Source organism: Ruegeria sp. BHSB064 (genome assembly GCF_059613205.1).
In genome coordinates, this window is sequence record NZ_JBXWSB010000007.1 from 43,569 (window position 1) to 68,784 (window position 25,216).

The 25,216-nt window shown below is 58.1% G+C and carries 23 protein-coding genes; 21 read left to right on the top strand and 2 right to left on the bottom strand.

Features of this window, described 5'->3' with window-relative positions; translation table 11 throughout:
- The 19 genes from nirJ to AC2FNU_RS03120 all read left to right on the top strand — a co-directional run bounded on the left by nirJ (position 1) and on the right by AC2FNU_RS03120 (position 18,732).
- Positions 1–1,215 (top strand): heme d1 biosynthesis radical SAM protein NirJ, encoded by a 1,215-nt coding sequence (nirJ, locus tag AC2FNU_RS03030; RefSeq protein ID WP_496784651.1) that lies wholly within the window; start codon positions 1–3, stop codon positions 1,213–1,215.
- A complete protein-coding gene (locus AC2FNU_RS03035) occupies positions 1,190–2,815 on the top strand; it encodes a cytochrome D1 domain-containing protein (RefSeq protein WP_496784652.1) in 1,626 nt (541 codons plus the stop codon). The genes nirJ and AC2FNU_RS03035 overlap by 26 nt, the downstream gene beginning before the upstream one ends.
- Entirely contained in the window at positions 2,772–3,035 is a 264-nt protein-coding gene (locus AC2FNU_RS03040) for a hypothetical protein (RefSeq protein WP_496784653.1), read from the top strand. The genes AC2FNU_RS03035 and AC2FNU_RS03040 overlap by 44 nt, the downstream gene beginning before the upstream one ends.
- A gap of 143 nt (positions 3,036–3,178) precedes the next feature.
- Positions 3,179–3,643 carry a DUF2946 family protein gene (locus tag AC2FNU_RS03045; RefSeq protein ID WP_496784654.1) on the top strand — a complete coding sequence of 155 codons (465 nt, stop codon included), beginning with the start codon at positions 3,179–3,181 and terminating at the stop codon, positions 3,641–3,643.
- A gap of 44 nt (positions 3,644–3,687) precedes the next feature.
- Positions 3,688–5,811, top strand: a complete 2,124-nt coding sequence (locus AC2FNU_RS03050) for a 4Fe-4S binding protein (RefSeq protein WP_496784689.1) — start codon at positions 3,688–3,690, stop codon at positions 5,809–5,811.
- A gap of 15 nt (positions 5,812–5,826) precedes the next feature.
- The gene (nosZ, locus tag AC2FNU_RS03055; protein ID WP_496784655.1) at positions 5,827–7,734 is read left to right on the top strand and encodes a TAT-dependent nitrous-oxide reductase; all 1,908 of its coding nucleotides are present in this window, start codon (positions 5,827–5,829) and stop codon (positions 7,732–7,734) included.
- A 3-nt stretch (positions 7,735–7,737) separates the two neighbouring features.
- The gene (locus AC2FNU_RS03060) at positions 7,738–8,994 is read left to right on the top strand and encodes a nitrous oxide reductase family maturation protein NosD (protein WP_496784656.1); all 1,257 of its coding nucleotides are present in this window, start codon (positions 7,738–7,740) and stop codon (positions 8,992–8,994) included.
- Positions 8,984–9,877, top strand: coding sequence for an ABC transporter ATP-binding protein (locus AC2FNU_RS03065; protein WP_496784657.1), 894 nt, complete (start codon positions 8,984–8,986; stop codon positions 9,875–9,877). The genes AC2FNU_RS03060 and AC2FNU_RS03065 overlap by 11 nt, the downstream gene beginning before the upstream one ends.
- Positions 9,874–10,695, top strand: coding sequence for an ABC transporter permease (locus AC2FNU_RS03070; protein WP_496784658.1), 822 nt, complete (start codon positions 9,874–9,876; stop codon positions 10,693–10,695). Before AC2FNU_RS03065 ends, AC2FNU_RS03070 begins: the two co-directional genes overlap by 4 nt.
- Entirely contained in the window at positions 10,692–11,207 is a 516-nt protein-coding gene (locus tag AC2FNU_RS03075) for a nitrous oxide reductase accessory protein NosL (protein WP_496784659.1), read from the top strand. The genes AC2FNU_RS03070 and AC2FNU_RS03075 overlap by 4 nt, the downstream gene beginning before the upstream one ends.
- Positions 11,204–12,100, top strand: a complete 897-nt coding sequence (locus AC2FNU_RS03080) for an FAD:protein FMN transferase (protein WP_496784660.1) — start codon at positions 11,204–11,206, stop codon at positions 12,098–12,100. The genes AC2FNU_RS03075 and AC2FNU_RS03080 overlap by 4 nt, the downstream gene beginning before the upstream one ends.
- A 133-nt stretch (positions 12,101–12,233) precedes the next feature.
- Positions 12,234–12,749, top strand: a complete 516-nt coding sequence (gene napF, locus AC2FNU_RS03085) for a ferredoxin-type protein NapF (RefSeq protein ID WP_496784661.1) — start codon at positions 12,234–12,236, stop codon at positions 12,747–12,749.
- Positions 12,746–13,039: a chaperone NapD gene (locus AC2FNU_RS03090; RefSeq protein ID WP_496784662.1), complete on the top strand. Its 294-nt coding sequence runs from the start codon at positions 12,746–12,748 to the stop codon at positions 13,037–13,039. The genes napF and AC2FNU_RS03090 overlap by 4 nt, the downstream gene beginning before the upstream one ends.
- Positions 13,036–15,528, top strand: a complete 2,493-nt coding sequence (gene napA / locus AC2FNU_RS03095) for a nitrate reductase catalytic subunit NapA (protein ID WP_496784663.1) — start codon at positions 13,036–13,038, stop codon at positions 15,526–15,528. Before AC2FNU_RS03090 ends, napA begins: the two co-directional genes overlap by 4 nt.
- 28 nt (positions 15,529–15,556) lie before the next feature.
- Positions 15,557–16,375, top strand: a complete 819-nt coding sequence (gene napG / locus AC2FNU_RS03100; RefSeq protein ID WP_496784664.1) for a ferredoxin-type protein NapG — start codon at positions 15,557–15,559, stop codon at positions 16,373–16,375.
- On the top strand, positions 16,372–17,289 hold the full coding sequence (napH, locus tag AC2FNU_RS03105) for a quinol dehydrogenase ferredoxin subunit NapH (protein ID WP_496784665.1): 918 nt from the start codon (positions 16,372–16,374) through the stop codon (positions 17,287–17,289). The genes napG and napH overlap by 4 nt, the downstream gene beginning before the upstream one ends.
- Positions 17,290–17,301: 12 nt before the next feature.
- Entirely contained in the window at positions 17,302–17,739 is a 438-nt protein-coding gene (locus tag AC2FNU_RS03110) for a nitrate reductase cytochrome c-type subunit (protein WP_496784666.1), read from the top strand.
- Positions 17,740–17,768: 29 nt separating this feature from the next.
- The gene (locus tag AC2FNU_RS03115) at positions 17,769–18,461 is read left to right on the top strand and encodes a NapC/NirT family cytochrome c (protein ID WP_496784667.1); all 693 of its coding nucleotides are present in this window, start codon (positions 17,769–17,771) and stop codon (positions 18,459–18,461) included.
- A gap of 13 nt (positions 18,462–18,474) precedes the next feature.
- A complete protein-coding gene (locus tag AC2FNU_RS03120; RefSeq protein ID WP_496784668.1) occupies positions 18,475–18,732 on the top strand; it encodes a hypothetical protein in 258 nt (85 codons plus the stop codon).
- Positions 18,733–18,790: 58 nt separating this feature from the next.
- On the opposite strand, the gene AC2FNU_RS03125 is transcribed toward AC2FNU_RS03120, so the two are convergent.
- Positions 18,791–19,837: a glycosyltransferase family 8 protein gene (locus AC2FNU_RS03125; protein WP_496784669.1), complete on the bottom strand. Its 1,047-nt coding sequence runs from the start codon at positions 19,835–19,837 to the stop codon at positions 18,791–18,793.
- A gap of 69 nt (positions 19,838–19,906) precedes the next feature.
- Complete coding sequence (locus AC2FNU_RS03130) at positions 19,907–20,605, bottom strand: class I SAM-dependent methyltransferase (RefSeq protein ID WP_496784670.1); 699 nt, start codon at positions 20,603–20,605, stop codon at positions 19,907–19,909.
- A 466-nt stretch (positions 20,606–21,071) separates the two neighbouring features.
- On the opposite strand from AC2FNU_RS03130, the gene AC2FNU_RS03135 reads away from it, so the two are divergent.
- Positions 21,072–24,320, top strand: coding sequence for an adenylate/guanylate cyclase domain-containing protein (locus AC2FNU_RS03135; protein WP_496784671.1), 3,249 nt, complete (start codon positions 21,072–21,074; stop codon positions 24,318–24,320).
- 1 nt (position 24,321) lies between these two features.
- Positions 24,322–25,206: an encapsulin gene (locus AC2FNU_RS03140; protein WP_496784672.1), complete on the top strand. Its 885-nt coding sequence runs from the start codon at positions 24,322–24,324 to the stop codon at positions 25,204–25,206.
- Positions 25,207–25,216 lie beyond the last annotated feature (10 nt).

Here is a 25,216-nt window from a genome sequence, read left to right on the forward strand (position 1 = left end):
ATGTTCCGCCTGACAGAATACATGCACCAGCTGGTCGACCCGACCCCGGTGCGCAAACGCCGCCCCGGCCCAGTGAAACCTGTGGTGATCTGGAACCTGACGCGACGCTGCAACCTGAAATGCCGCCATTGCTATACCGTCTCGGCGGATGTGGCGTTCCCCGGTGAGCTCAGCCATGAGCAAGCCATGGTAACCCTTGAGGATCTTGGCCAGTTTCGCGTCCCGGCCTTGATCCTCTCGGGTGGGGAGCCGCTGGATCGGTTCGACTTCTTCGACATCGCAAAGCGCGCCCGTGAACTGGTGCCGATGCTGGCCTTGTCGACCAACGGCACGCGAATCCATGATGAAACCGCCGACATGATTGCCGACGTGGGGTTCAGCTATGTTGGCATTTCTTTGGACGGGATTGGCGCCACCAATGACTGGTTTCGCGGTGTCGACGGTGCCTTTGCGGATGCCTTGCGCGGTGTGCGTGAATGCAAGAAACGCGGCATCAAAGTCGGCCTGCGGTTCTGCCTGACTGAAGGCACGCAGCATCACCTGCCGGACCTGCTGCAACTGTGTGATGATGAAGGCGTTGACAAATTTTACCTGTCGCACCTCGTCTATGCCGGGCGCGGTGACAAGAACCGAGGCGAGGACGCCGAACACCAGCGCACCCGCAGGGGAATGGACCTGCTGTTGGAGCGCGCATGGGAGGCGGCCTCGGGTGGGCGACCGCTGGATATCGTGACCGGCAACAATGACGCCGATGCTGGGTATTTCCTGAATTGGATCCGCGCGCATTTCGATGCCGAGAAGGCTGCCCATGTCCGCGCACATTTGTCTGCGTGGGGTGGGAATTCCAGCGGTTTGGGCGTCGCCAATATCGACAATCTGGGCCGGGTTCACCCCGACACATATTGGTCCGATTACACGGTCGGCAACGTGAAAACCAAACCGTTTTCCGAACTCTGGACCAGCGATGACCCGATGCTGGCCATGCTGCGCACCCGCCCTCGCCCCTTGAAAGGCCGCTGCGGCGCATGTGAACTTAAGGACGTCTGCGGTGGCAACACGCGTATTCGCGCCTTGCAACTGACCGGCGATCCCTGGGCCGAAGATCCGGCCTGTTACCTTTCAAACGAAGAAATCGGTGTGGACGATGCAGGAGAACGCCTGCGGGTCACACCGTTCCGGGGGAAAAGCCATGATCCGGCGCATCAGTTCTTTTGATAACCCGTTCCTGTTCCGGCAAATCGTACCGCCTGTGAAGCCTGCGGGAGCCTCCGGCGGGAGTATTTGGAAAAAGATGAAGATCGGGCTGATGTGTTCCGTTCTGAGCTTGGGCGCGGCATGGGCTGATGCGCCCTCGGATTACGCTGAACACTGCGCTTCATGCCACGGCGAGAACCGATTGGGCGGCGTTGGGCCCGCTTTGATCCCCGAGACGTTAAAGCGGATGCGGGGGCCGCGGGTTGCAGCGGTGATCGCCGAGGGCCGCGCGGCGACGCAGATGCCCGCGTTTTCACATGAGCTTGACGCGTTGCAGATCGAAGAACTGGCGGGGTGGCTGAAATCTCCGCTAGAGAGCGACCCGGAATGGGGCGAAGCTGACATCATGGCCAGCCGTATTCTGGACGAGGATAATGCCCCGGTCGAAGCACCCGTGTGGGACAGTGACCCGATGAACATCACGCTGGCGGTTGAGACCGGCGATCACCACGTCAGTGTTCTGGATGGCGACACGTTTGAAGTGCTGGACAGGTTCGAGACCCCCTTTGCCGTTCATGGTGGCCCAAAGTTCAGCCCCGATGGCCGGTATGTTTTCATCATGTCGCGCGATGGCTGGGTCCAGAAATACGATATCTGGGCATTGAAGCAGGTGGGGCGCGTACGCGCCGGCCTCAACAGTCGCAACATTGCCATGTCAGGTGACGGAAAATGGGTGGCAGTGGCAAATTACCTGCCCAACAGCCTGACCCTGCTTTCGACCGAGGACCTGTCGGTCGCCACCGTCATTGAAGTCAAAAGCAAGAAAGGTGTGCCCAGCCGGGTGTCCGCCGTCTATCAGGCTCCACCGCGGGAGAGCTTTGTTTTGGCCCTGAAAGACGTGCCCGAAATCTGGGAAGTGTTCTACGGGGACAACCCGCCGCAATTTGGTATCGGGCATGATTTCCGCATTGAAGGGCAGTTCAAGAATCCCAACCCTTTCCCAGTGCGCAAGATCACCACGCCCGACTATCTGGACGATTTCTTTTTCGACCAGAGCTATGAGTTTGTCATGGGGGCGTCCCGTGACGGCAAAGGCGGTCAGGTGATTGATCTAGTGATCGGGCACAAGGTGGCCGACCTGGACCTGCCGGGGATGCCGCATCTTGGTTCCGGCATCACATGGAAGCACGGCGATACGACCGTGATGGCCACCCCGCATCTGACCGATGGTACCGTGTCCGTGATTGACATGGAAAGCTGGGAAACCATCAAGCGGATCAAGACCGAAGGGCCCGGATTCTTCATGCGCAGCCATGAAAACTCACCTTATGTCTGGGCCGACGTGTTCTTTGGCCCGAATAAAGACGCCATGCATGTGATCGACAAGCAAAGCCTTGAAATCGTGAAGACTCTGCGCCCTGCGCCGGGTAAAACCGTCGCCCATGTCGAGTTCACCAAGGATGGTCGTCACGCATTGGTTTCAATCTGGGAAGATGATGGCGCGGTGATCGTCTATGACGCGCGAACGCTGGAAGAGGTCCGCCGCCTGCCGATGCGCAAACCCTCTGGAAAGTACAATGTCTGGAACAAAATCACCTTCTCGGAAGGCACCAGCCACTGAAGACAAATGGCCGGTTTGGAAACTGGCCATTCTGCTCTATCCCGCCACGGCGCTGACCGTGGCCATCAATCTGTTTTTGCTGGGATTAATCTTACACAGTGCCGGGTTCGGCGCGATTGAACCTGTTCCCGCACTTCTGTGGTCCGTCCCTTTGGGCATTCCTGCGACATGGCTGGCAGGGCGCTGGGTGCGCGGATTGATGGACGAAGCCGACAGTTGAAGCCTGATCTTAATCTACTGCTTTTACGGAAAAAACCAGAGAAAGATTAATTTTTGAGCGGCTTGTGAACAAATGACTTAAGTCAAGTCTCGAATCGAGAGGGCCGCCTACAAATCTGGAAAGATTGCCGAGTTGGATTCTCCATGTCCGCCTATCAATTTCTCCACATCCTCCCTGACCGCGCCGTGCGCGCGGCGTGTGGATTGGCGGGCATCCTTCTTCTGTTGTTGCAAATGCTTGCTCCGGCGCTGGCGAGTCCCGGACAAAGCATGTGGGTGGAGATCTGCTCGGAGGCAGGGGCGGTTTGGGTTGAGATGGACCTTGAGGAGGATAATCCCGATCCAACCGCGCCCTGCCCCAAATGTGCCGACTGCGCGCTTTGCGCGGTCACTTCGGCAGGACCTGTGCCAGACGCTCTGCCGCTGGTCACAGACCGCAACGAGCGTGTTGTAAGCCCTTTGCATGAGTATCTGTGTCGTGCACAGAACTCGAAACGATTGTGGCCTGAAACCCGAGGGCCCCCGTTCGCGACCCAAGCAGAATTTGTACGCGCCCTGCGCGCGCCCATGGCGTCCACCCAAGTTATCGGAGGTGCGCCGTGGTCGTAAGTCGCGCAATCCATTTCCTGCTGGCTTTCACTCTGTCCTGCCTGATGGCGATCAGTGCCCATGCCGACAGTCTTGCCAGCTTCCTACCTGAAATAGAGCCCGCCGATCTGGCCCCTGATGCCGATGCCTTTGGTCCGGTCCGCGATGACGTTCCGGTTGCACCTGTCCTGAAGGATGGCGAGACCATCGCCTGGGCCTTTCTGACGTCCGACTTCGTAGGAACAACGGGCTACTCAGGCAAGCCGATCCATGTGGTTGCGGGCATTGATCAAGATGCGGTGCTGACCGGCGTTCAACTGGTCAAACACTCAGAACCCATCGTACTGATCGGTATCCCCAATTCCCGCATGGTTGAGTTGACCGAGGGATATGCCGGGCTTGATCTGAAGGTTGAGGCCGAAACCGGCGGTGAAGGGCATGATCTCGACATCATCTCAGGCGCAACAGTCACGATTATGGTCATCGACGACAGCCTCGTACGCGGTGGCATCAAGGTGGCGCGCGCGTTGGGGTTGGGCGGGCTATCTCCGCTACAGGCGGATGGGCCAAAGCGCGAAGTCGATATGGCGCAAGACGCGGTCTATGACTGGACCACTCTGTCCGGCGACGGCTCGGTCCGTCGTTTGACGCTGGATATCGGTCAAGTCAATTCAGCCTTTGAAGCCACCGGCGATCAGCGGGCGATCAAGCGCCCCGAGCCCGGCGAACCGGATGAGACGTTCATCGACATGCATATGGCGCTGGTTTCTGTGCCATCGATCGGCAAGTCGTTGCTGGGTGAGGCCGAATACCAGAACCTCGTGGATTGGTTGGACGAAGGCGAACAGGCCATTCTGGTGCTGGGCCGAGGGGCATACAGTTTCAAAGGGTCGGGCTATGTTCGCGGTGGCATATTTGACCGGATCCAGTTGATCCAAGGCGACAGTTCGGTCCGGTTTTTTGACAAGCAACAGCGCCGTTTGGGCACGGTTGCCGCGCTGGACGCACCCACCTTCACAGAGCTCGACATTTTTAAAATCCCTGCCGATTCCGAGTTTGATCCAGCTGAACCTTTCCGCCTGCAACTGCTGGTCCAGCGCGCCGTGGGTGCGGTCGAGAAAACCTTTCTGACCTTCGATCTGGGCTACAAGCTGCCCGAACAGTATTTGTTGCCGGTCGTTGCTCCGGCGGTCGTCGATGACGCCACTGGCGAGGCCGCCGCCAAGGCCGCCCTTTGGCAGCGCATCTGGAAGGACCGCGTGGTCGAAATCGTGGTTCTGGGCGCAATGCTGCTGGTGTTGACCGCCACCTTCTTCTTCCAGTTCCACGCCACGATGAACGCGCGCGTCTTCTACTGGTTCCGCATCGGGTTCCTGACCATGACGCTGTTCTTCATTGGCTGGTACGCCAATGCGCAGCTGAGCGTCGTGAACCTGATGGCGCTGGCGGGCAGCTTGCGGACTGGCTTCTCATGGGATGCTTTCCTGCTTGATCCGCTGGTGTTCATCCAATGGTTTGCCGTGGCCGCTGCACTGTTGTTCTGGGGTCGTGGGGCCTATTGCGGCTGGCTCTGCCCGTTTGGCGCGCTGCAAGAGCTGACCAACAAGATCGCGCGGGCCTTCAAGGTGCCTCAATGGACCTTGCCATGGGGTCTGAACGAACGCCTCTGGCCCGCAAAGTACATGATTTTCCTTGTGCTTTTTGGCATCAGTTTTGTCTCGATCCCGCTGGCTGAAAAATATGCCGAGGTCGAGCCGTTCAAGACCGCGATCATTCTGAAATTCATGCGCGACTGGCCTTTCGTGGTCTTTGCGCTGGCCCTACTGGGGATCGGGCTGTTCATCGAACGGTTCTATTGCCGCTACCTCTGCCCCTTGGGCGGAGCGCTGGCGATCCCCGCCCGAATTCGCATGTTCGATTGGCTGCGCCGCTATAAGGATTGCGGCACCCCCTGTCAGACTTGCGCCAACGAATGCCCCGTTCAGGCGATCCACCCGACTGGTGAGATCAATCCGAACGAGTGCGTCACCTGCCTGCATTGTCAGGTGCTCTACCAGTCCGAGGACAAATGTCCCGTCGTTATCCGCCAGCTGAAACGGCGGGCCAAGACAGGGTCGGTCCAGATGAAGACCCCTCTCGGACAACCACCGGCGAACCATCCGAACGCCAAACCGCAATCCGTTTCCTAAAAAGGAGGAACGATCATGTCGGACAATGAAAGTAAACTGAACATCACACGCCGCGGAATGTTGGGGGCTACGGCCACCGGCGCGGTGATTGCCGGTACCGGACTCGGCTCGACTCTGATGACCGCACGCGAAGCCAGCGCCGCCGCCAATGCCCATCTGGAGCCTGGCGAGTTGGATGAATATTACGGCTTCTGGTCCTCGGGCCAGACGGGCGAGGTGCGCATCCTTGGTGTGCCTTCGATGCGCGAACTGATGCGTATTCCGGTGTTCAACCGTTGCTCGGCCACGGGCTGGGGACAGACAAACGAGTCGCTGAAAATCCTAACCGAAGGCCTGCTGCCCGAAACCAAGGCGTATCTGGCAGCTAACGGCAAGGTCACGTACGACAACGGCGACCTGCACCACCCGCACATGTCCTTCACTGATGGCACCTATGACGGGCGCTATTTGTTCATGAACGACAAGGCGAACACCCGCGTGGCCCGCGTGCGCTGCGATGTGATGAAATGCGACAAGATCATCGAGATCCCGAACGCGCATGACATTCACGGCCTGCGCCCGCAGAAATACCCGCGCACCGGTTATATCTTTGCCAATGGTGAACATGAGGCACCGCTCGTCAACGACGGCGAGATCCTCGACGATCCATCGAAATACGTGAACATCTTCACCGCCATCGACGGCGATACGATGGAGATCGCATGGCAGGTGATGGTGTCGGGGAACCTCGACAACACCGACTGCGATTATCAGGGCAAATACGCGTTCTCGACCTCGTATAATTCGGAAATGGGTATGAACCTGGCCGAGATGACCGAGAACGAGCTGGACCATGTGGTCGTGTTCAACCTGAAAGCCATCGAAGAGGCCGTGGCCGCCGGGAACTATCAGGAATTGAACGGCATCAAAGTCGTCGACGGTCGGAAAGAGGCAGGTGGCAACCTGACCCGCTATATCCCGATCCCGAACTCGCCGCACGGTGTGAACGCAGCACCCGACAAGAAACACATCATGATCAACGGTAAGCTGTCACCGACCGTGTCAGTGATCGATGTTGAGAAAGTTGATGCGCTGTTCTCGGACAATGCCGATCCGCGCTCGGCCATCGTGGCTGAACCGCAGCTGGGTCTTGGGCCGCTTCACACCGCGTTCGATGGCAAAGGCAATGCGTTCACCACGCTGTTCCTGGACAGCCAGGTTGTGAAATGGGACATCGCCAAGGCCATCGAGGCTTATGGCGGCGCCGACGTTGACCCGATCCTCGACAAGGTGGACGTACACTATCAGCCGGGCCACAACTCGACCTCGATGGGTGAGACGGCTGAGGCTGATGGCAAATGGCTGATTTCGATGAACAAGTTCTCGAAAGACCGCTTCCTGAACGTTGGCCCGCTGAAGCCTGAAAACGAGCAGTTGATCGATATCTCGGGCGACAAGATGAAGGTGGTCCATGACGGCCCAACCTTTGCGGAACCGCATGACTCGATTCTTGTGCACCGGTCCAAGGTGAACCCGGTCAATGTCTGGGATCGCAATGATCCGATGTGGGAAGATGCCCGCAAACAGGCCGAGGCCGATGGTGTCGATCTGGACGAAGGTGCCGAAGAGCCCATCCGGGACGGCAACAAGGTCCGCGTTTACATGACCTCAACCGCGCCTGTGTTCAGCATGGAGAAGTTTACCGTCAAACAGGGTGATGAGGTGACACTCTATGTCACCAACCTGGATGACGTGGATGACGTGACCCACGGGCTGTGCCTGTCGAACTTCGGCATCGCGATGGAGATCGGACCGCAGGCCACCGCCTCAGTCACCTTCATCGCCGACCGTCCGGGCGTGCACTGGTTCTATTGCCAGTGGTTCTGCCACGCGCTGCACATGGAAATGCGCGGCCGGATGTTTGTTGAGCCGCGGAGCGCATAAGCCATGCGTTGGTCCCTGCTCATACCGCTCCTGCTCGGCTCGCCCCTTTGGGCGGCGGATTGGGATGTGCCCAACCGGGCGGGGGCCATCAACGAGATACTGGCACGGGCGGCGGATGGAGACACCCTCCGCCTGCGCCCCGGTGTTTACACTGAAACGCTGGTTCTGGACCGGCCCGTCACGATCGACGGGCTGGGACAGGCCACGATCGACGGACAGGGAGAAGGCAGCGTCATCACCGTGACCGGGCCGGGCGTGACGGTGCGCGGGCTGACGGTGATCGGCTCGGGCTCGGACCATGACGGGATCGACAGCGGTATCCAACTGACCAAGACGGCATACGCGCCGGTGGTCGAGGATAATGTCTTGCTGGGCAATCTCTATGGCATCGACATCCACGGCGCGAAAGACAGCCTCGTCCGGCGCAACCGGATCGAAGGACGGCAAGATCAGCGCATGAACGACCGTGGCAATGGCGTCTATGTCTGGAATGCGCCGGGTGCGCGGGTTGAAGACAACGACATTCGCTATGGCCGCGACGGGATCTTTGTGAACTCGTCCAAGAAGAACACCTTTACCGGCAACCTGTTCCGCGACCTGCGTTTTGCCGTGCATTACATGTATGCGGATAATTCCGTGGTCAGCGACAATGTCTCGATCGGTAATGATCTGGGCTACGCGGTGATGTTCACGACCAATGTGACCGTGGCCAACAATGTTTCGATCGGCGACCGCGAACATGGCGTGATGCTGAACTATGCAAACAAGAGCGTAATCACCGGCAACGTTGTGAAAGGCGCGAAAGAGAAATGCACCTTCCTCTATAACTCGAACAAGAACGAATTCACTGACAACTGGTTCCAGGGATGCGGCATCGGCATCCACTTTACCGCTGGCAGCGAACGCAACCGGATCGTTGGCAATGCCTTTGTCGGCAACCGGACGCAGGTGAAATACGTCTCGACCAAGTGGGTCGAGTGGTCTGAAGACGGGCGTGGAAATTACTGGTCCGATTTCGCCGCCTATGACGTGGATGGCAACGGCATTGCCGACGCCCCCTATCGCCCCAACGACTCGATGGACCATGTGCTGTGGACCCAACCCGCAGCCAAATTGTTGCTCGGCTCACCCGCCGTGCAGCTGGTGCGCTGGTCGCAATCGGCCTTCCCGGCGCTGTTGCCGGGGGGTGTGATGGACAGCAATCCGCTGATGCAAGCCCCTGAACCCCCAGCTATGAAAAAGGTGCCTCATGACGGATAAGGCCCTGACGATTGACCATGTTCTCAAGGACCGAGGGAAAACCCGCGTTCTTGACGATATCACCCTGTCTCTAGCCCCCGGTCAACGCGTTGCGCTGCTGGGCCATAACGGCGCGGGCAAGTCGACCCTGATCAAATCCATCCTCGGCCTGACGCGGATCCAAGGCGGGGCCATTCGGATCGGAGATGCCACACCCGGCAGCGCGCAAGCGCGGCGCGAGACGGCGTATCTGCCCGAAGCAGTGTCGTTCCACCCCGCTTTGACCGGCCGCGAGCAATTGACTCTGTTCGCGAAACTGTCCGGTGCGAGGGCCGATGTGCCCGGTCTGCTGGAACGCGTCGGCCTGAGCGATGCTCTCGACCGCCGGATCGGAGCCTATTCCAAAGGGATGCGACAACGTCTGGGTCTGGCGCAGGTGCTTCTGGGCCAGCCGAAAGTGGCGCTGTTAGATGAGCCGACAAGCGGGCTGGACCCGATTTCCCGGCAGGATCTTTATGCCATCATCGACGAGTTGTCTGCCCAAGGCACCGCCGTGTTGATCGCATCCCATGCGTTGACCGAGGTCGAGGCCCGCACGGATCGCATCGCCATCATGCGCAAAGGCCGGATGGTGGCTGACGATACGCTGAACAACCTGTCGGCGCTGGCCGGTCTTCCGATCCGCCTGAAGGTGCGCGCCAGTGCCAATGCCGATGCACTGGCCGCCGAACTGGGCGGCAGCCGCATCAACGGCGCGTCGGTGGAATTGCTCTGTAGTCCGGCAGACAAGATGGAAGCCCTGCGCCGTATCGCTGGCATGGGCGACGCGGTGGCGGATGTCGAGATGACGCCGCCGAAACTGGAAGACCTCTATCGTCACTACGCACAGGAGGAACTGCAATGACCCGTTTCCTCGCCATCACCCGCACCGAGATGCTGATCCTGCGCCGCAACCGCTGGCTTCTGGTCGCCACACTGATCATGGTGCTGTTCGCTTTGGCCCTGACTTTCGCAGGCAGCGCACCCACCGGCACTCTGGGTGTCGACATGCTGACCGTCTCGGTCGCGTCTATGACCACCCTGTCGGTCTATCTTGCCCCCTTGCTGGCACTGATGATTTCCTTCGACGCCATTGCGGGCGACGTGGACCGGGGCAGCCTGTCCCTGCTGCTGTCCTATCCAGCAGGGCGCGGAGAGATCCTGCTGGGCAAGTTCACCGCCCATCTGGCTGCATTGGCCTTCGCCATGACCGTCGGTTTTGGCACCGCTGGCGCAGTGGCCGCATTCTTTGGCGGCGCGGGACCGGAGAGCCTGGTGGCGCTGGTCCGCCTCATCCTCACATCCATCCTGCTGGGCGCTGTCTTTCTGGCGCTGGGATACCTGCTGTCCGCCCTGGCAAAGGGGGCCACGGCGGCGGCGGGTCTGTCGGCCGGGCTCTGGCTGGTCTTTGTCGTCCTCTATGATCTGGGCCTGTTGGGGGCCGTCGTCATGGACAAGGGCGGCAGCTTCACCCAATCCGTCTTTCCATGGGTGATGGTGGCCAACCCGGCTGACGCGTTCCGGCTGTGGAACATCGCCGCAACCGAGGGCGTCGCCATGGCCTCCGGCATGACAGGTGCTGCGCAGGCTTTACCAGTTTGGGCCGCACCTGCCTCATTGTTGATCTGGCCCGTGCTGGCCTTCACGCTTGCGCGGCTGGCGTTCCGGAGGGTTGAGCCATGAAACATCTCGCCCTGATAGCGCTGGTCGCACTGGCGGCTTGCAAGGAAGAAATTGCCGAAGTCCCCGATCCGGTTGATCTGACACCAGACGCGCTGAGCTATTTCTGCCAGATGAACATTGCCGAGCATGGCGGTCCTAAGGGTCAGATCCATCTAGAAGGCTATCCCGCGCCACTGTTTTTTGCGCAGGTGCGTGACATGGTGGCATACCTCAAAAGCCCCGAACGAGATGCAGATATCACGGCTGTCTATGTCAGCGATATGGGCGTCGCGCCAAGCTGGCGTCAGCCGGGAACTTCAAACTGGATCGCGGCGGATGGCGCGACCTTTGTTGTTGGTGCCAATGTCGCCGGAGGCATGGGGGCGCGCGAAGTGGTGCCGTTTGCCGATCCTGCAGACGCCGAATCCTTCATCAGTGTTTACGGCGGCGCGGCGATGAGCCTGCCGGACATCCCGGATTCCGAAGTGCTTGGTCCTGTTGATCTTGATCTACCGCTGGAGACACCCGTATGAAAGCCTTGTCTCGCCGTCGTTTTTTGTTCATCTCAGCTGTATGTTCCATGACTGGCCCAGCGTGGGCCTCGGATGCACGGTGGAACGGAACTGCGCTTGGTGCTGCCGCAAGTCTGCGATTGGTCGGGCTATCGGATACAGACGCAGCCCCAATCATTGGCGCTGTAGAAGCCGAGATAGCGCGGTTAGAGGATATCTTCAGCCTGTACCGCCCTGACTCGCAGCTCTCCCAATTAAACAGGCGCGGTACACTGAACGCTCCGGCTCCTGAGTTGTTGAACGTGTTAAGCCTCTGCACAGTGTTGCACCGGGCATCGGACGGTGCGTTTGATCCAAGCATACAGCCGCTTTGGGCTGCTTTGGCGACAGAGACACACCCTGAGAATTTGCTTGAAGTTCAGCGGCTAATCGGCTGGGAAAAGGTCTCTTTTGACGTTTCGGCGGTGCACCTTCCGGTGCCGGGTCAATCAGCGCTCACGTTGAACGGCATTGCGCAGGGCGCGATTACCGATCGGATTGCAGCCCTTCTCCGCAACTTTGGTTTGCGTGATGTTCTGGTGAATATGGGTGAGATCGCCGCTTTGGGATCGCGGGGCGATGGCGCGCCATGGAATGTCGGTATCGCCTCACCAGACCAAAGGGTGTTGAAGCACATTACATTGCAGAACCGCGCAGTTGCTACATCGTCGTCCTTGGGCTCACAACTGAGCCCTGGGCTTGGCCACATCATCACGCCAAACGGGCCAGCACGCGACAGCAGGACGGTTTCGATTTCCGCCCCTGACGCAACTCTGGCGGATGGATTGTCGACCGCCCTTTGTGCCGCCCCATACCGGCAAGCAAGCGAAATTGTGCGGCAGTTTCCGGACGCTCGTATCGAGTTGAACGCATGAAAAGCGCCCCTCAAGTCTCAAAGTGATCAATAAAATTTCTGAAGAAATATGACTTAAGTCAAATCGCGTCCCCGGCTGCACGGCTATGACAACAAACACGCGAACTAAACTGTCCAACTTCGAGTCGCCAGCAATGAGCCAGATGACGAGCAGACGCGCTTTTCTGAGCGCGCGCATCCTACGGGAAGATCGCAACGCGATCCGACCGCCGGGCGCGGCCGTGTCGGACTTTGCCGATCTGTGCTCGCGTTGCGAGGATTGCGCCGGAGCCTGCCCCGAAGACGTCATCACTTTCGACGACGGTGGTTTTCCGGTTCTCGACCTTTCCGTGGGCGGCTGCACCCTTTGTGGTGAATGTGCTGACATTTGCCCAACACCAGCGCTCTTGCCAGAACTTGTCGCCGAGTGGCCGTGGCGCGCGCAAATCGAAGCTTCAACCTGCCTGTCGATGAACGGGGTCAGCTGCCGCTTGTGTCAGGACAATTGCGAACAGGACGCCATCCGCTTTCGCTTGCAGCTGGGCGGACGCGCGGAACCTGCGCTTGATACCGAAATCTGCATCGGATGCGGCAGTTGTTCCGCCGCGTGCCCCGCCGGGGCCATCGCGATGCACCGCCCCACCCCACAACACCCGGAGGTGACTTTATGAATATCTGTGGCTGTCTCGTCCACATCGCCCCCGATCACACCGACGCCGCGCGCGCGGCGATGACCGGCACCCAAGGCGTCGAGCTTCATGCCGAAGCCGAGGATGGCCGATTTGTGGTGGTTGTCGAAGATACCGCCGACCGGCTGGCTTCGGAAACCATTATGGATCTGCATCAAATCCCCGGCGTGATCTCACTGTCGCTGACCTATCACCATTTCGAAGATCTCGCGGAGGCTCCTCCGCAATCCAATGCCCAAAGCCAACCGACCAGCAGGAGGCCCATGCAATGACTGTTTCTGAATCCCGCCGCACTTTCCTTAAAGCGTCAGCCGCTGCCGCAACGGCCTCAGCTGCCGGTATTCCTATGGCTGCCGGTCAGGCCAACGCTCAGACCGGTGCGCCCGATATTCGCTGGGACAAAGCCGCTTGCCGGTTCTGCGGCACCGGCTGCTCGGTTCTGGTTGGCACCAAAGATGGCCGCGTCGTTGCCACCCAAGGGGACCCGGACGCGCCTGTGAACCGGGGCCTGAACTGCATCAAAGGTTATTTCCTGTCCAAGATCATGTATGGCAAGGACCGTCTGACCACCCCACTGCTGCGCAAAACCAACGGCGAATACGACAAGAACGGTGAGTTTGAGCCGGTTAGCTGGGACGAGGCCTTTGACGTCATGGCCGCCAAATGGAAAGAGGCTCTGGCCAAGAAAGGCCCGACCAGCGTAGGCATGTTCGGCTCTGGTCAGTGGACTGTTTGGGAAGGCTACGCCGCCGCCAAGATGATGAAGGCAGGCTTCCGTTCGAACAACATCGACCCGAACGCACGGCACTGCATGGCCTCGGCCGTGGTAGGTTTTATCCGCACCTTCGGCATCGACGAACCGATGGGCTGCTATGACGACCTAGAGCACGCGGACACTTTTGTGCTGTGGGGGTCGAACATGGCCGAGATGCACCCGATCTTGTGGTCGCGCCTGACCGACACGCGTTTGACCAAACCGGGCTGCGAGGTGCACGTGCTGTCGACCTTCGAACATCGTTCGTTCGAACTGGCCGACAATGGCATGGTCTTTGCGCCTCAAACCGACCTGGCGATCCTGAACTATATCGCCAACTACATCATCCAGACCGGCGCGGTGAATGAATATTTCGTCAGAAACCACGTCAACATCACCAAGACCGCAACCGACATTGGCTATGGTCTTCGCGACAATCACCCGTTGCAGCAAGAGGCTGCCAACCCAAATGTTGGCAAGATGGAACCGATCAGCTTCGAAGAATATGCCGAGGCCGTCGCGCCCTATACCTTGGAATACGTCTCTGAGCTGTCCGGCGTTCCGGCGGACAAGCTGGAAAAACTTGCCCAGCAATATGCGGATCCGACCCGTAAGGTGATGAGCCTGTGGACCATGGGCTTCAACCAGCATACCCGTGGGTCCTGGGTGAACTCGCTGATGTACAACGTTCACCTGCTGGTCGGCAAGATCTCGGAGCCCGGCAACTCACCCTTCTCGCTGACCGGTCAGCCGTCAGCCTGTGGTACGGCGCGTGAGGTTGGCACCTTTGCCCACCGTCTGCCCGCCGACATGGTTGTGATGAACGACAAGCACCGCGAGATCTGCGAAACCGCCTGGAACGTGCCCGCCGGAACTATTCCGGCCAAGCCTGGCTTCCACGCTGTCTTGCAACACCGCAAGCTGAAGGATGGCGACCTGAACGCCTACTGGGTGCAGTGCAACAACAACATGCAGGCCGCGCCCAACATCAATGAGGAAGGCTATCCCGGCTATCGTAACCCGGAAAACTTCATTACCGTGTCCGATCCTTATCCTACGGTGACTGCGGTCTCTGCCGACTTGATCCTGCCCACCGCGATGTGGGTCGAGAAAGAAGGGGCTTATGGCAACGCCGAGCGTCGCACGCAGTTCTGGCGGCAGCAGGTTCAGGCGCCCGGTGAGGCCAAATCTGACCTGTGGCAGGTCATGGAATTCTCAAAACGCTTCACTGTCGAAGAAGTCTGGGGCGAAGAACTGCTGGCAACCATGCCCGAGCATCGTGGTAAGACCATGTATGATGTCTTGTTTGCAAATGGCAGCGTTGACCAGTTCCCGCTGTCCGAAACCGCCGAAGGCTTCCACAACGACGATGCCGAGCATTTTGGCTATTACGTCCAGAAAGGTTTGTTCGAGGAATATGCCCAGTTCGGTCGCGGCCACGCGCACGATTTGGCTCCGTTCGACACGTACCATCAGGCCCGCGGTCTGCGCTGGCCGGTCGTTGACGGCAAGGAGACATTGTACCGTTTCCGTGAAGGCTATGACCCCTATGTGCCCGAAGGCGCTGGAGTGAAGTTCTACGGCAAGAAAGATGGCAAAGCTAATATCATCTTCGCGCCTTACGAACCTGCCGCCGAAGCGCCCGATGAGGAATATGATCTGTGGTTGTCAACGGGCCGCGTGTTGGAGCACTGGCACTCTGGTTCCATGACGCGACGCGTGCCGGAACTGCACCGCGCGTATCCGTCGGCAGTCGTCTACATGCACCCGCAGGACGCCAAGGATCGCGGTTTGCGTCGGGGGCAGGAAATCGTTCTGTCCACTCGCCGCGGCGAGGTCACTAGCCGGGTCGAGACGCGAGGTCGGAACAAGGTGCCGCGTGGTCTGGTCTTCATGCCCTGGTTCGATGAACACCAGCTGACCAACAAACTGACGCTGGATGCAACCTGCCCACTGTCAAAAGAGACCGACTTCAAGAAGTGCGCCTGTAAGGTCGAACGCGCGTAACCAGCAAGGATTGCAAGGGTAATTCCGCATGTCTCTTGTCGACAAACCCCTTTCGCCGCAGCGGCGCCGGTTCCTGCAGGACTCGGCGCGGGCGGCGGGCGGCTGTGTGGTCGCCGGGTCGGTGCTGGCCTATCTGGCCCGCGACGCCCGCGCCCTGCCGGCCGAGGCTTTGCGCCCACCCGGCGCCTTGCCGGAAAAGGAGTTTCTGTCGGCCTGCATCCGCTGCGGTCTGTGTGTGCGCGATTGCCCTTATGATACCTTGAAACTGGCCGAGCTTGGATCGGATGCGGTGGCAACAGGGACACCGTATTTCACTGCTCGGGATATTCCCTGCGAAATGTGCGACGACGTTCCCTGTGTCGCCGCATGCCCAACTGGGGCGTTAGACCCAGAGCTGGACAATATCGACGACGCCAAGATGGGCGTAGCGGTACTGGTCGATCAGGAGAACTGCCTGAACTTCCTCGGCCTGCGCTGCGATGTCTGTTATCGCGTCTGCCCCGTCATAGACGAAGCGATCACGCTGGAGACCGAGCACAACACGCGTTCCGGTCATCACGCGCTGTTCATTCCAACCGTCCATTCCGATCGCTGCACCGGCTGTGGGATGTGCGAGAAAAGCTGTGTTCTGCCTGAAGCAGCCATCAAGGTTCTGCCAGCACGGCTGGCGCGTGGTCGTTCGGCAGAACACTACCGCAAAGGCTGGGAAGAAAAGGCTGCTAAGGGCGCGCCGGTGGTCGAAGGGATCATTGACTTGCCCGACCGCTTGCCGGGACCTGGCACCGACAACCTGGTCGCGCCGGGCGGATTTGCACCCGGGTATGAACTGCCGGGGGTCGGACAATGAGTGCCCGCACACATATGCCTGTGGGTCAAGAGGCCATCCAGAGCAAAGGCTGGATCGGCGCGCATCGCTATCTGCTGCTGCGCCGCGCAAGTCAGCTGTTCTTTCTGGGCCTGTTTCTGCTGGGCCCATGGTTCGGCATCTGGATTGTCGAGGGTAATCTGGCAGGATCGCTGACTCTGGGTGTATTGCCTCTTACTGACCCGTTTATCCTGTTACAGAGCTTCATTGCGGGTCATTGGCCCGAGATGACTGCGTTGATTGGCGGGCTGATCGTCCTAGCCGCTTATGCACTGATAGGTGGAAGGGTCTATTGTTCCTGGGTCTGCCCCATCAACCCTGTGACCGATGCTGCGAACTGGGTGCATCGAAAGCTGGACTTGCCAAAAGGCTGGCAACCCAAGCGCGCCACGCGCCTGTGGATTGTGGTGACAGTCCTGCTTGTGTCGGGCCTGAGCGGTGTGATCGCGTGGGAACTGATCAATCCAATCACCATGCTACATCGCGGACTTGTTTTCGGCATGGGCTTTGTGTGGGCCATGATTGCGGCGATCTTTATCTTTGATTTAGTGGTCTCACGCCATGGCTGGTGCGGCCATCTATGCCCGGTTGGAGCGTTCTATGGTCTGATCGGTACAAAAAGCCTGCTGCGGGTCAGCGCCGCCAATCGGGTCGCCTGTGACGACTGCATGGATTGCTATGCGGTCTGTCCGGAAAATCAGGTAATCTCACCCGCGCTGAAGGGCCAGCCGGGCAGTACACCAGTAATCCTGTCACCCGACTGCACAAACTGCGGACGCTGCATCGATGTCTGCGCAGTCGACGTCTTTAACTTTACTCACCGGTTCGACGACCACCTCGTCCAACCTTCCGATCCAGTTGCCGCGCCTGAGCCGCGCGCCGCCAGACCTATCTAGGGGAGTGCCAAGATGAAAAAATCAATCGTTACAGGCGGAATTGCCCTTCTACCCGTATTATTGCTGAGCGGATGGGCCCTTGCCCAATCCGCTCAGGTCGAAACCCTGCGGGGTGCGGAAGTCGACGAGCCGATCCCTCTGGATCAAATACACAAAACAGTGGAAGGGCGTATGCAGCGCAACTATCGTCAGCAGCCGCCTTTGATTCCACACTCGATCGAGCAGTACCAGATCGATGTGCGAACCAATCAATGCCTGTCCTGCCATGACTGGTCCAAAGCCGGTGAACGCAACGCGCCGACACTTTCGATGACCCACTATCTCGACCGCGAAGGTCGCGAATTGGATCAGGTTGCTGGAACCCGGTATTTCTGCAACCAGTGCCACGTCCCACAAGCTGACGCGCCACCGCTGGTCGAAAACGTGTTCCAGCCCTCCACCGGCAACTGATCCAACGCAAGATTGAAAGGAGCACCAACATGGCAGACTCCCCTGAAAAACGCGGCATGCTGGGTCGCCTGTGGAACGCGATCTGGACCCCTGCAGTGATGTTCAGCTCGGGTTTTCTGATCCTGGCCGGCTTTCTGGCAGGTATCCTGTTCTGGGGTGGATTTCACTGGACGCTGGAACTGACAAATACCGAAGAGTTCTGTGTTTCGTGCCACACGATGGAAACCAACCTGGGCGAATACCGCGAAACCATCCACTACAACAATCACTCCGGTGTCCGCGCGATCTGCTCTGACTGCCACGTGCCGGATGAGTGGAACCATAAGATCAAAGCCAAGATCATGGCGGTGAAAGACGTCTATCACGAGCTGGCCGGTACTATCAGCACTCCGGAGAAGTACGAGGATCACCGTCTGGCGATGGCGTCCGCCGTTTGGAAGAAAATGAAGGCGTCGGACAGCCGCGAATGCCGCAACTGTCACAACTTCGACTATATGGACTTTACCATTCAGGAAACCCGCGCCGCGTCGGAACACCAGCGCGCTATCGATACAGGCATGACCTGCATCGATTGCCACCAGGGTATCGCGCACAGCCTGCCACCTAACTATCTGGAAACATATGAGAAGGTAACAGAGGCGCTGGAAGGTGAGGTTCTGCAAGAACACGCAGCCGCGTCGGGTGACGATATCCGCGACTTCCTGAACAACAGCTCGAATTGATGAGGGAGCGGAGATGCTAGAGATACTGGGAACCATCGGCGGCAACATCCTAAGCCTGCCCGGCATTCTGGGGCTGGCCCTTGGCATGATGACCCGCAAGCTGTGGCTGGGTGCGGCATTGGGTGGCGCAGTCGGTATATTCGAAACGCTGGTTTTTGCTGGCTTTCAATTCGCGCAAGTCGAAGGTTTAGAGCTTATCATCGCCGTCGTGGTCGGTGTCTGCGCAGGCAGCTTGGGCACGGCCATTCGACTCAAGGGTTCTACGGCCTGATACAGATCCGGTTCCGCCAACCCCGGCGGGACCGACACGCGCGGATAGACCTTAAGGCTCAATCTGGGTTCAATCCAAGGAAGTTAAACAGTTCAGGAAACGGGTAATCCTGCCTGTCGGCATCCGCCCCAAAAGCAAGAATGCCGGATTGGCGGTCGGCAAAAGTGCCGTCTGAAAAGTAGGGCAAACTTTTGTCGTATCTGGACAACGTATTCTCCGAAATACCATGCGTTCTTTTCATATAGTGCGTCAGGCGTTTCTTCGGAAAATTCTCGGCCGCGATTTCATTGTGCACATCATCAAGTCTGAAGTGCTTTAGAAAAGCCAAAAGGGACAGGGTATAGATCTCTTCTATTTCGCGGGTCGTGTTGGCCCAGGGTTTGACTGGTCCTGTAAAGTGAACATAACGGGGGTTCAGCAAAGCTATGATCTTGCCCGGCAGGTATGAGTGCTGCCAATTCCACGATGGCGACAACTCCAGCCAGTTTCCGTCCACAGCAATGTTAAGTGCGCTTTGATCGGCCAGAGGCAGAGGATCACGCGCACCCGTCAACGCATCAAGTGCCTTTTCAAAGATGTTTTCCGCAATCAAAGCCCTGCTGTTGACGAACAGCATACCGGCATTGAAGTACCTTTGCTGCGCGCCCGCAGGCAACAAATTGAAGTCTGCGTTTTTCCAGAACCGGCCCTGCGTCCAGCGGGTGTTATCAGCCACGGCCGCAATGGGTTGTTCAAAACCCTGCAACTGCATCAGGTCTGACGGCGACCCCCAACGCTGTACAATGTCATTGTCGAGATACAGTACAAATTCGTGCAAATGAGACAGATCGCCGATTGCTTTCAGCCTGAGTAAAGTCGCTTGGGACACGTAACCATGCGATTGGAATTTTTCGGGCGGGACAATGCCGTCCAAGCAATAGACGATCCTGAAATATCTTGAAAACAGAGTTTCCAACCGCGGATCGACCTGAGCCGAAACGTAAAGGTAATGCTGAATCTCGTTGGTCGTGTCGAGCACGAAAGACCGCACCAGCGCATAGGCCGCCTGCCAAATCTGGTTTTCGTCCGTGCACAGCACGACAGCCATTTTTTTGTCGCTGGTCATCCGACACAATCCTGCGGGTCAAAACTTGAACGCAAAAATGGGCCGAAAGGTATCGAGGGCGATGGGCTATCAATCATATTGACCAAGTACTTTTTGCATCGCCAGGATTTTGGGTGCGCCGCGTCGCTTGAACTTGTCAGGAAAAACGAAGGCAAATCCGATTTCATCCGCAAGTGCATTCAGGTCGCGCTCGATCTCCTGATCAGAGTGGGCAAACCTGCGGGTGCGCTGGAAGTCATGGAACAGATCGCCGGTCTTGGGAAAATCCGGGTTTTCAAACGTGCCCGGTTGCCAGTGAAGGTCCTCGATAATGTAAATCCCGCCATCCTTGAGTTTTGACCACATCTCCAAAAGCGCGAATTGCTGATGATGCGAGGCGTGCGAAGCGTCGTCTATGATCACATCAAAGGGCTGTTCAAATTGGGCCGCAGCAGCTTTGATGTTCCCACGCTTGTCCATATCGCATTGGACGAAATCAAACCTGGGCCCCTTGCGCCAGGAAAAGTCCGAGATATCCAGGCCCGTGACATGAGCATGTTCGAAATACTCCAGCCACATATCAACCGATGGAACGCGATCCGTTTCACGGTCTGCCTGACGCCCCCGCACCTCGGGGCCACCGCGCAACAACCCCATTTCTAGCAGCCGAATAGGCTTGTCCCGAAGCGGGTGAAACAGAAGCTCGTACAGCCGCGTGTAACCATGAGCCAGATCCGTCAGTCCCTTGTCGGTACCATGTTTTTTGGCCAGCTGGGTGAGATTGGGCATTTTGGGGGCCGCGCTCCGTGAATTCAGACTTGTGATCATCCCTACCGCATTGAGCGAGGGCCGGGTATTTGTCAATCAGCGATCCTGTTGGCCTTGAAAGCTGTCGGGGTTGAGTACCTCGTGGCGTTCTAATTCAACACGCGGCCTCGTTCTTTGTCATTGGGTTGCGGCAATTCACTTCTTAACCGATTTAAATTGGCAAGCTGAGCAGCAAAAACGAAGCTGTGGAACGGGATCCCCCCCTTTTCCAATATCACTTTGATACCATGACTCACTATTCCCAGGTAAAGGCAGCAAAAGCGTGTTGAAACTTCAACAGGATTTCTTCAAACAAGATAACTCGTTAACGAATACGTCGTCGCGTAATGTGGATTCAAAATTATTTCGGCTCTATTTTTGCCTATACAAATACAATATATAAAGTCTGGAGCGATGAGGGGAGAAATATGAGCGGGATCGCAGAACAATGACGCGAGTCCTTGAGGCAAAACGTATTTCCAAAGTTCTTAATCTGGCCGGTCTGAAGGATCATCTTTCGATGTTCCAGCAAGAAGGCGTGGACGACCATATTCTGGACGACTTGACAGACCCGGAACTACGCGACCTTGGGTTAAGCGTTGGTGAAAGAAAACGGTTCCGCAGAGCACAAGCAGAACTGAGAAGCAAAGACACGTCAGTCCGGGACGGCGTACGGTCCGAGGCTGAGCGCAGGCAGCTTACCCTTGTTTTTTGCGATCTTGTCGGCTCAACCCAGCTGGCGCAGCGGTACGACCCCGAAGACCTGATGCAGATTATGAATCTGTACCTGGATACAGCGATCGGCACTTTGAAACAGCATGGCTGTCATTTGGCCTATCGTCAGGGCGATGGCATCATGGTTTATTTTGGTTACCCCAAAGCCATGGAAGACGATGCAGAGCGCGCTGTACGCGCGGTTCTGGAGACCATTGAGGCGGTACAGAACCTCGAAAACGCGTTCGGCGAAAAACTTAATCTGCGCGCGGGAATCGCGACAGGCATGGTCGTTGTGGGCGTCGTGTCCTCAAAGAGCCTGGGATCCGAGGAGTTTCTGGTTGGTGAGACCGCGAATCTGGCGTCTCGGTTACAGGGCTTGGCCGAACCAGGTGAAGTGATCGTATCGTCAGAGACCATGCGCCTTACACAAGGCACGTTCGAGTTCGAACCGCGCGGCAGTCACGACCTCAAGGGCTTCGAAAATCAGCGCGAAGTCTATTGCGTATTGAAAGAGACAGTATCCACCAGCCGCTTTGACGCCCGGACCGGACGGTTTGCTGTGAAGCTTGTGGCTCGCAACGATGACCTGTCGGCTCTGACTCAGCTTTGGTCTGAAGCGCAGGAAGGGGCCGGTCGAATGGCCCTTGTCGGCGGCGCAGCGGGAATCGGCAAATCACGTCTGATCAAGTCGTTGTCGGAAACAATCGGGGTCAGGCCCCTTACGTTGCAGTGTACGCCGCATTTGGCCAGCCTTCCCTTGCACCCCGTTGTCAGCGAGCTTCGGCGTGTATCGGGCGACCAGTCGGAAGAAAATATCCAAGCCGCGATATCCGGATTTGTTCAATCCGCCTCACGCGTAAACGACACAGACTTGCCCGTCCTGCTGGAGTTGGCGGGGATCAACTCCGGCGCACCTGCTGATCCGGATCCGCTAAAGAAAGCACGCAAATCCATGGATGTATTGCTGCGCAGCCTTGGCAGCATATGCGACAGGCGCGGCACGTTGCTGTTGGTGATAGAGGATGTTCACTGGGCCGATGCAACTACGCTTGATTTGCTTGAGGCGCTTGCGGCCAATCTGACCGGTTTTCCGGTTCTGGTGGTTTTGTCACACCGGCCTGAATACGAGCCGCCCCAGCATTTTCAGGACAAGGCCGCGAGCGTTGATCTTTCGCCGCTGGCGCGCACCGAGGCGTCCGAGTTGGTCCGCCGCGTGGCCGAGCCTTACAGCCTGCCGGTTATTCTGATCCGGCAAATCATCGAGAAAGCGGATGGGGTGCCGCTTTATATTGAAGAAATGACCAAAGCGGTTTTGGACCAATTGCCCGCCGACGCACCGATCAATGCTGAGGTGCTTGACGCGCTGAGCGTGCCATCCACGCTTCAGGATTCGTTGATGTCTCGCCTTGACCGGATGGAGAACGCCAAACCGGTTGCGCAGTTGGGGTCGGTTATCGGGCGCAGCTTTACCGCCCACATGATAAAAGCAGTCGCGCAGGCTGATATGGATGTCGACCGTGCATTGCTGCAACTGATAGCGGCCGGAGTTTTGCTAGCCACCAGCGATGAAGGATCGGCCACCTATACATTCAACCACGCACTGGTTCAGGATACCGCCTATAACTCGTTGCTGAGGGACGACCGCCAGAAACTGCACTTGAAAATCGCCAAGGCCCTGCTGGACGGGCACAAGGCTTTTGGCAGCCCTGCCCCGGATACCATCGCGCATCACTGCGATTTGGGTGGGCTAAAGAACGAGGCCGTCACCCACTGGTTTACAGCTGGTGAACAGGCCCTGTCCCGACTGGCAAACCTTCCTGCGATCTCGGCGTTTCGGGCTGCACTGCGCAATCTCGGGACGATGCCGGCCACTGCGGAACGCGATGGGTTCGAATTGCGGGTACAGATGAACATACTACCCGCCTATATGGCGATTTATGGCTGGTCTGCGGATCAGGTCGGCGAAACAGCAGCCCGAGCGATGGAACTTGCCCAGGCTCTGGGTGATGGAGAGACGCTGTTTGCGGCAACCTTCTGTCGCTGGACCAATTTCTTCGTCGCCGGTCAAATGAACCACGCCATGGAGATGGGACAGGCGCTGAACGCAATGGCAGAGATGACCGGGGACCCGGTCGCCAACGTTCTGACGGCGCGTGCCCTTAGCTTTACCCATTATTTCCGTGGCGAGTTCGCCGAATGTGAACACCAGCTTGATCGCGCCTTTGCCTTGATCACACCAGAGCTGGACATGGCAATGATGCCGATGACCCAATCCTCGACCCTGGCCTCGTTGCTGGCCATTCAGGGGTGCCTGTTGTGGCAGCAGGGCAAGTTCGAAGACGCCGAAGCCGCGCGCCTGCAGTCTATCGAAGTTAGCAAAGCGCTGAACCATGCACCCAACCTTGTCTACATCATGGGGGCCTGCTGCATGTTCCTGCCTTATGCGGGTGAATGGGACCGAATGGATCTGACGATGAAGGAAGCCCGCAAAATTGCGGACGAAGAAGGGTTCCTGTATCTGCACGCCATGCAGGACATCTATATGGGCCTTGCTCGTGCCGGAAAAGGTGACCTTGCAGATGTACCGGAACAGATCGAAGCCCGCATGAATCTGATTTCCAAATCGGGCGGAAACTTCACCTTCCCGCAGAACCAGATCGTGCTATCAGAACTCATGATCGACCACGGTGACATCGATAAGGCGCTGGACCGTCTTGAGGCGGTCTGCACCCCCGGATGGGCTCGTGGGGAAACGTTGAACAAGCCCGAATACCACCGAGTACGGGCCAAAGCCTTTGCCGCGCGCGGACAGCTGGGCGCTGCCCGGCGTGAAGCAGAACAAGCGCTGACGTTGGCCAGCGAAATCGGCGCTGTTGTCCAAGAAGATCGCGCCAGACAATTTCTGGATCACCTGAACGATTTAGATGGAACAAAAGCAAGTGACTCGCCGTTCACGGCGGCACAACCAAGAGGGATTTGATATGACCGACGCATTGGACTGGGGCGATGACCAGTGGAACGCTGTAAACAAAGCTGTCCACGACGAAGCGCTGCGCGCCCGGGTGGCCGCAAGTTTTCTGCCCCTGTACGGGCCGCTGCCTGCTGACACGCAATCGGTCCCGCTGAACCGGCTTGAGCTGCTCGACAACGAAAACGGCACAGCAAAACGCCTCGGCGTCAACGACTTTGACACCACGCGCCTGACCACAGTTTCAGTAAACGTCTACTTGAAAAGCGCGCAGGTGGCCGACCCCGAATTGTCGGCAGCCATGATCATGTTCCGCCGTGCGGCTGCAATTGTGGCCCGGGTCGAAGATGACATCATCTTCAACGGTCAACCCGGCACAGGCGAAGGCCCCAAACCCACCACTGGCGCGCCGGCCTCGTTGCCGCCGATCTATACCGTCAGTGGCGGCGGCAAATATGAAGGCTTGCTGGAAGCGGGCGAGAAATCGTCTGGTTCGTCATCTGCCAAGAAGAAATCCTGCACCGGGCCAGAAGTTTTCGAAGCGGTGGTTGCGGGTATCAACGAACTGGAATCGCGTGGATATCTCGGCCCCTACGCCTGCGTTATGGGCAACGGGTTGTTTCAGGCGGTGACAACGCCGATGGAAAACTCGATGGTACTGCCGCGCGACAGCATTCTGCCATTTTTGGATGGTCCTTTGCTGCGTTCGGGCACCCTGCCTGCAAACAAGGCGACATTGGTGTCGCTGCAAGGTGCGCCGGTTGAAATCGTTGTGCCGTCCGAAATCGCTGTCAAATATCTGCAAACCTCGGCAGAGGGCGAGCACGTGTTCCGGGTGCAACAGAAATTCCGCCTGCGGATCAAGGAAGAACAGGCAATCCACACCCTTACCTGCTGACCGAGGATCT

Bases quoted from the DNA above. Each gene is read 5' to 3' on its own strand.
- AC2FNU_RS03075 (WP_496784659.1), top strand. From the start codon at position 10,692: ATGAAACATCTCGCCCTGATAGCGCTGGTCGCACTGGCGGCTTGCAAG.
- AC2FNU_RS03110 (WP_496784666.1), top strand. From the start codon at position 17,302: ATGAAAAAATCAATCGTTACAGGCGGAATTGCCCTTCTACCCGTATTA.
- nirJ (WP_496784651.1), top strand. From the start codon at position 1: ATGTTCCGCCTGACAGAATACATGCACCAGCTGGTCGACCCGACCCCG.
- AC2FNU_RS03090 (WP_496784662.1), top strand. From the start codon at position 12,746: ATGAATATCTGTGGCTGTCTCGTCCACATCGCCCCCGATCACACCGAC.
- AC2FNU_RS03060 (WP_496784656.1), top strand. From the start codon at position 7,738: ATGCGTTGGTCCCTGCTCATACCGCTCCTGCTCGGCTCGCCCCTTTGG.
- AC2FNU_RS03040 (WP_496784653.1), top strand. From the start codon at position 2,772: ATGTCTGGAACAAAATCACCTTCTCGGAAGGCACCAGCCACTGAAGAC.
- napA (WP_496784663.1), top strand. From the start codon at position 13,036: ATGACTGTTTCTGAATCCCGCCGCACTTTCCTTAAAGCGTCAGCCGCT.
- AC2FNU_RS03120 (WP_496784668.1), top strand. From the start codon at position 18,475: ATGCTAGAGATACTGGGAACCATCGGCGGCAACATCCTAAGCCTGCCC.
- napG (WP_496784664.1), top strand. From the start codon at position 15,557: ATGTCTCTTGTCGACAAACCCCTTTCGCCGCAGCGGCGCCGGTTCCTG.
- AC2FNU_RS03130 (WP_496784670.1), bottom strand. From the start codon at position 20,605: ATGCCCAATCTCACCCAGCTGGCCAAAAAACATGGTACCGACAAGGGA.
- nosZ (WP_496784655.1), top strand. From the start codon at position 5,827: ATGTCGGACAATGAAAGTAAACTGAACATCACACGCCGCGGAATGTTG.
- AC2FNU_RS03065 (WP_496784657.1), top strand. From the start codon at position 8,984: ATGACGGATAAGGCCCTGACGATTGACCATGTTCTCAAGGACCGAGGG.
- AC2FNU_RS03115 (WP_496784667.1), top strand. From the start codon at position 17,769: ATGGCAGACTCCCCTGAAAAACGCGGCATGCTGGGTCGCCTGTGGAAC.
- AC2FNU_RS03070 (WP_496784658.1), top strand. From the start codon at position 9,874: ATGACCCGTTTCCTCGCCATCACCCGCACCGAGATGCTGATCCTGCGC.
- napF (WP_496784661.1), top strand. From the start codon at position 12,234: ATGAGCCAGATGACGAGCAGACGCGCTTTTCTGAGCGCGCGCATCCTA.
- AC2FNU_RS03080 (WP_496784660.1), top strand. From the start codon at position 11,204: ATGAAAGCCTTGTCTCGCCGTCGTTTTTTGTTCATCTCAGCTGTATGT.
- AC2FNU_RS03050 (WP_496784689.1), top strand. From the start codon at position 3,688: ATGGCGATCAGTGCCCATGCCGACAGTCTTGCCAGCTTCCTACCTGAA.
- AC2FNU_RS03125 (WP_496784669.1), bottom strand. From the start codon at position 19,837: ATGACCAGCGACAAAAAAATGGCTGTCGTGCTGTGCACGGACGAAAAC.
- AC2FNU_RS03140 (WP_496784672.1), top strand. From the start codon at position 24,322: ATGACCGACGCATTGGACTGGGGCGATGACCAGTGGAACGCTGTAAAC.
- AC2FNU_RS03045 (WP_496784654.1), top strand. From the start codon at position 3,179: ATGTCCGCCTATCAATTTCTCCACATCCTCCCTGACCGCGCCGTGCGC.
- AC2FNU_RS03135 (WP_496784671.1), top strand. From the start codon at position 21,072: ATGACGCGAGTCCTTGAGGCAAAACGTATTTCCAAAGTTCTTAATCTG.
- AC2FNU_RS03035 (WP_496784652.1), top strand. From the start codon at position 1,190: ATGATCCGGCGCATCAGTTCTTTTGATAACCCGTTCCTGTTCCGGCAA.
- napH (WP_496784665.1), top strand. From the start codon at position 16,372: ATGAGTGCCCGCACACATATGCCTGTGGGTCAAGAGGCCATCCAGAGC.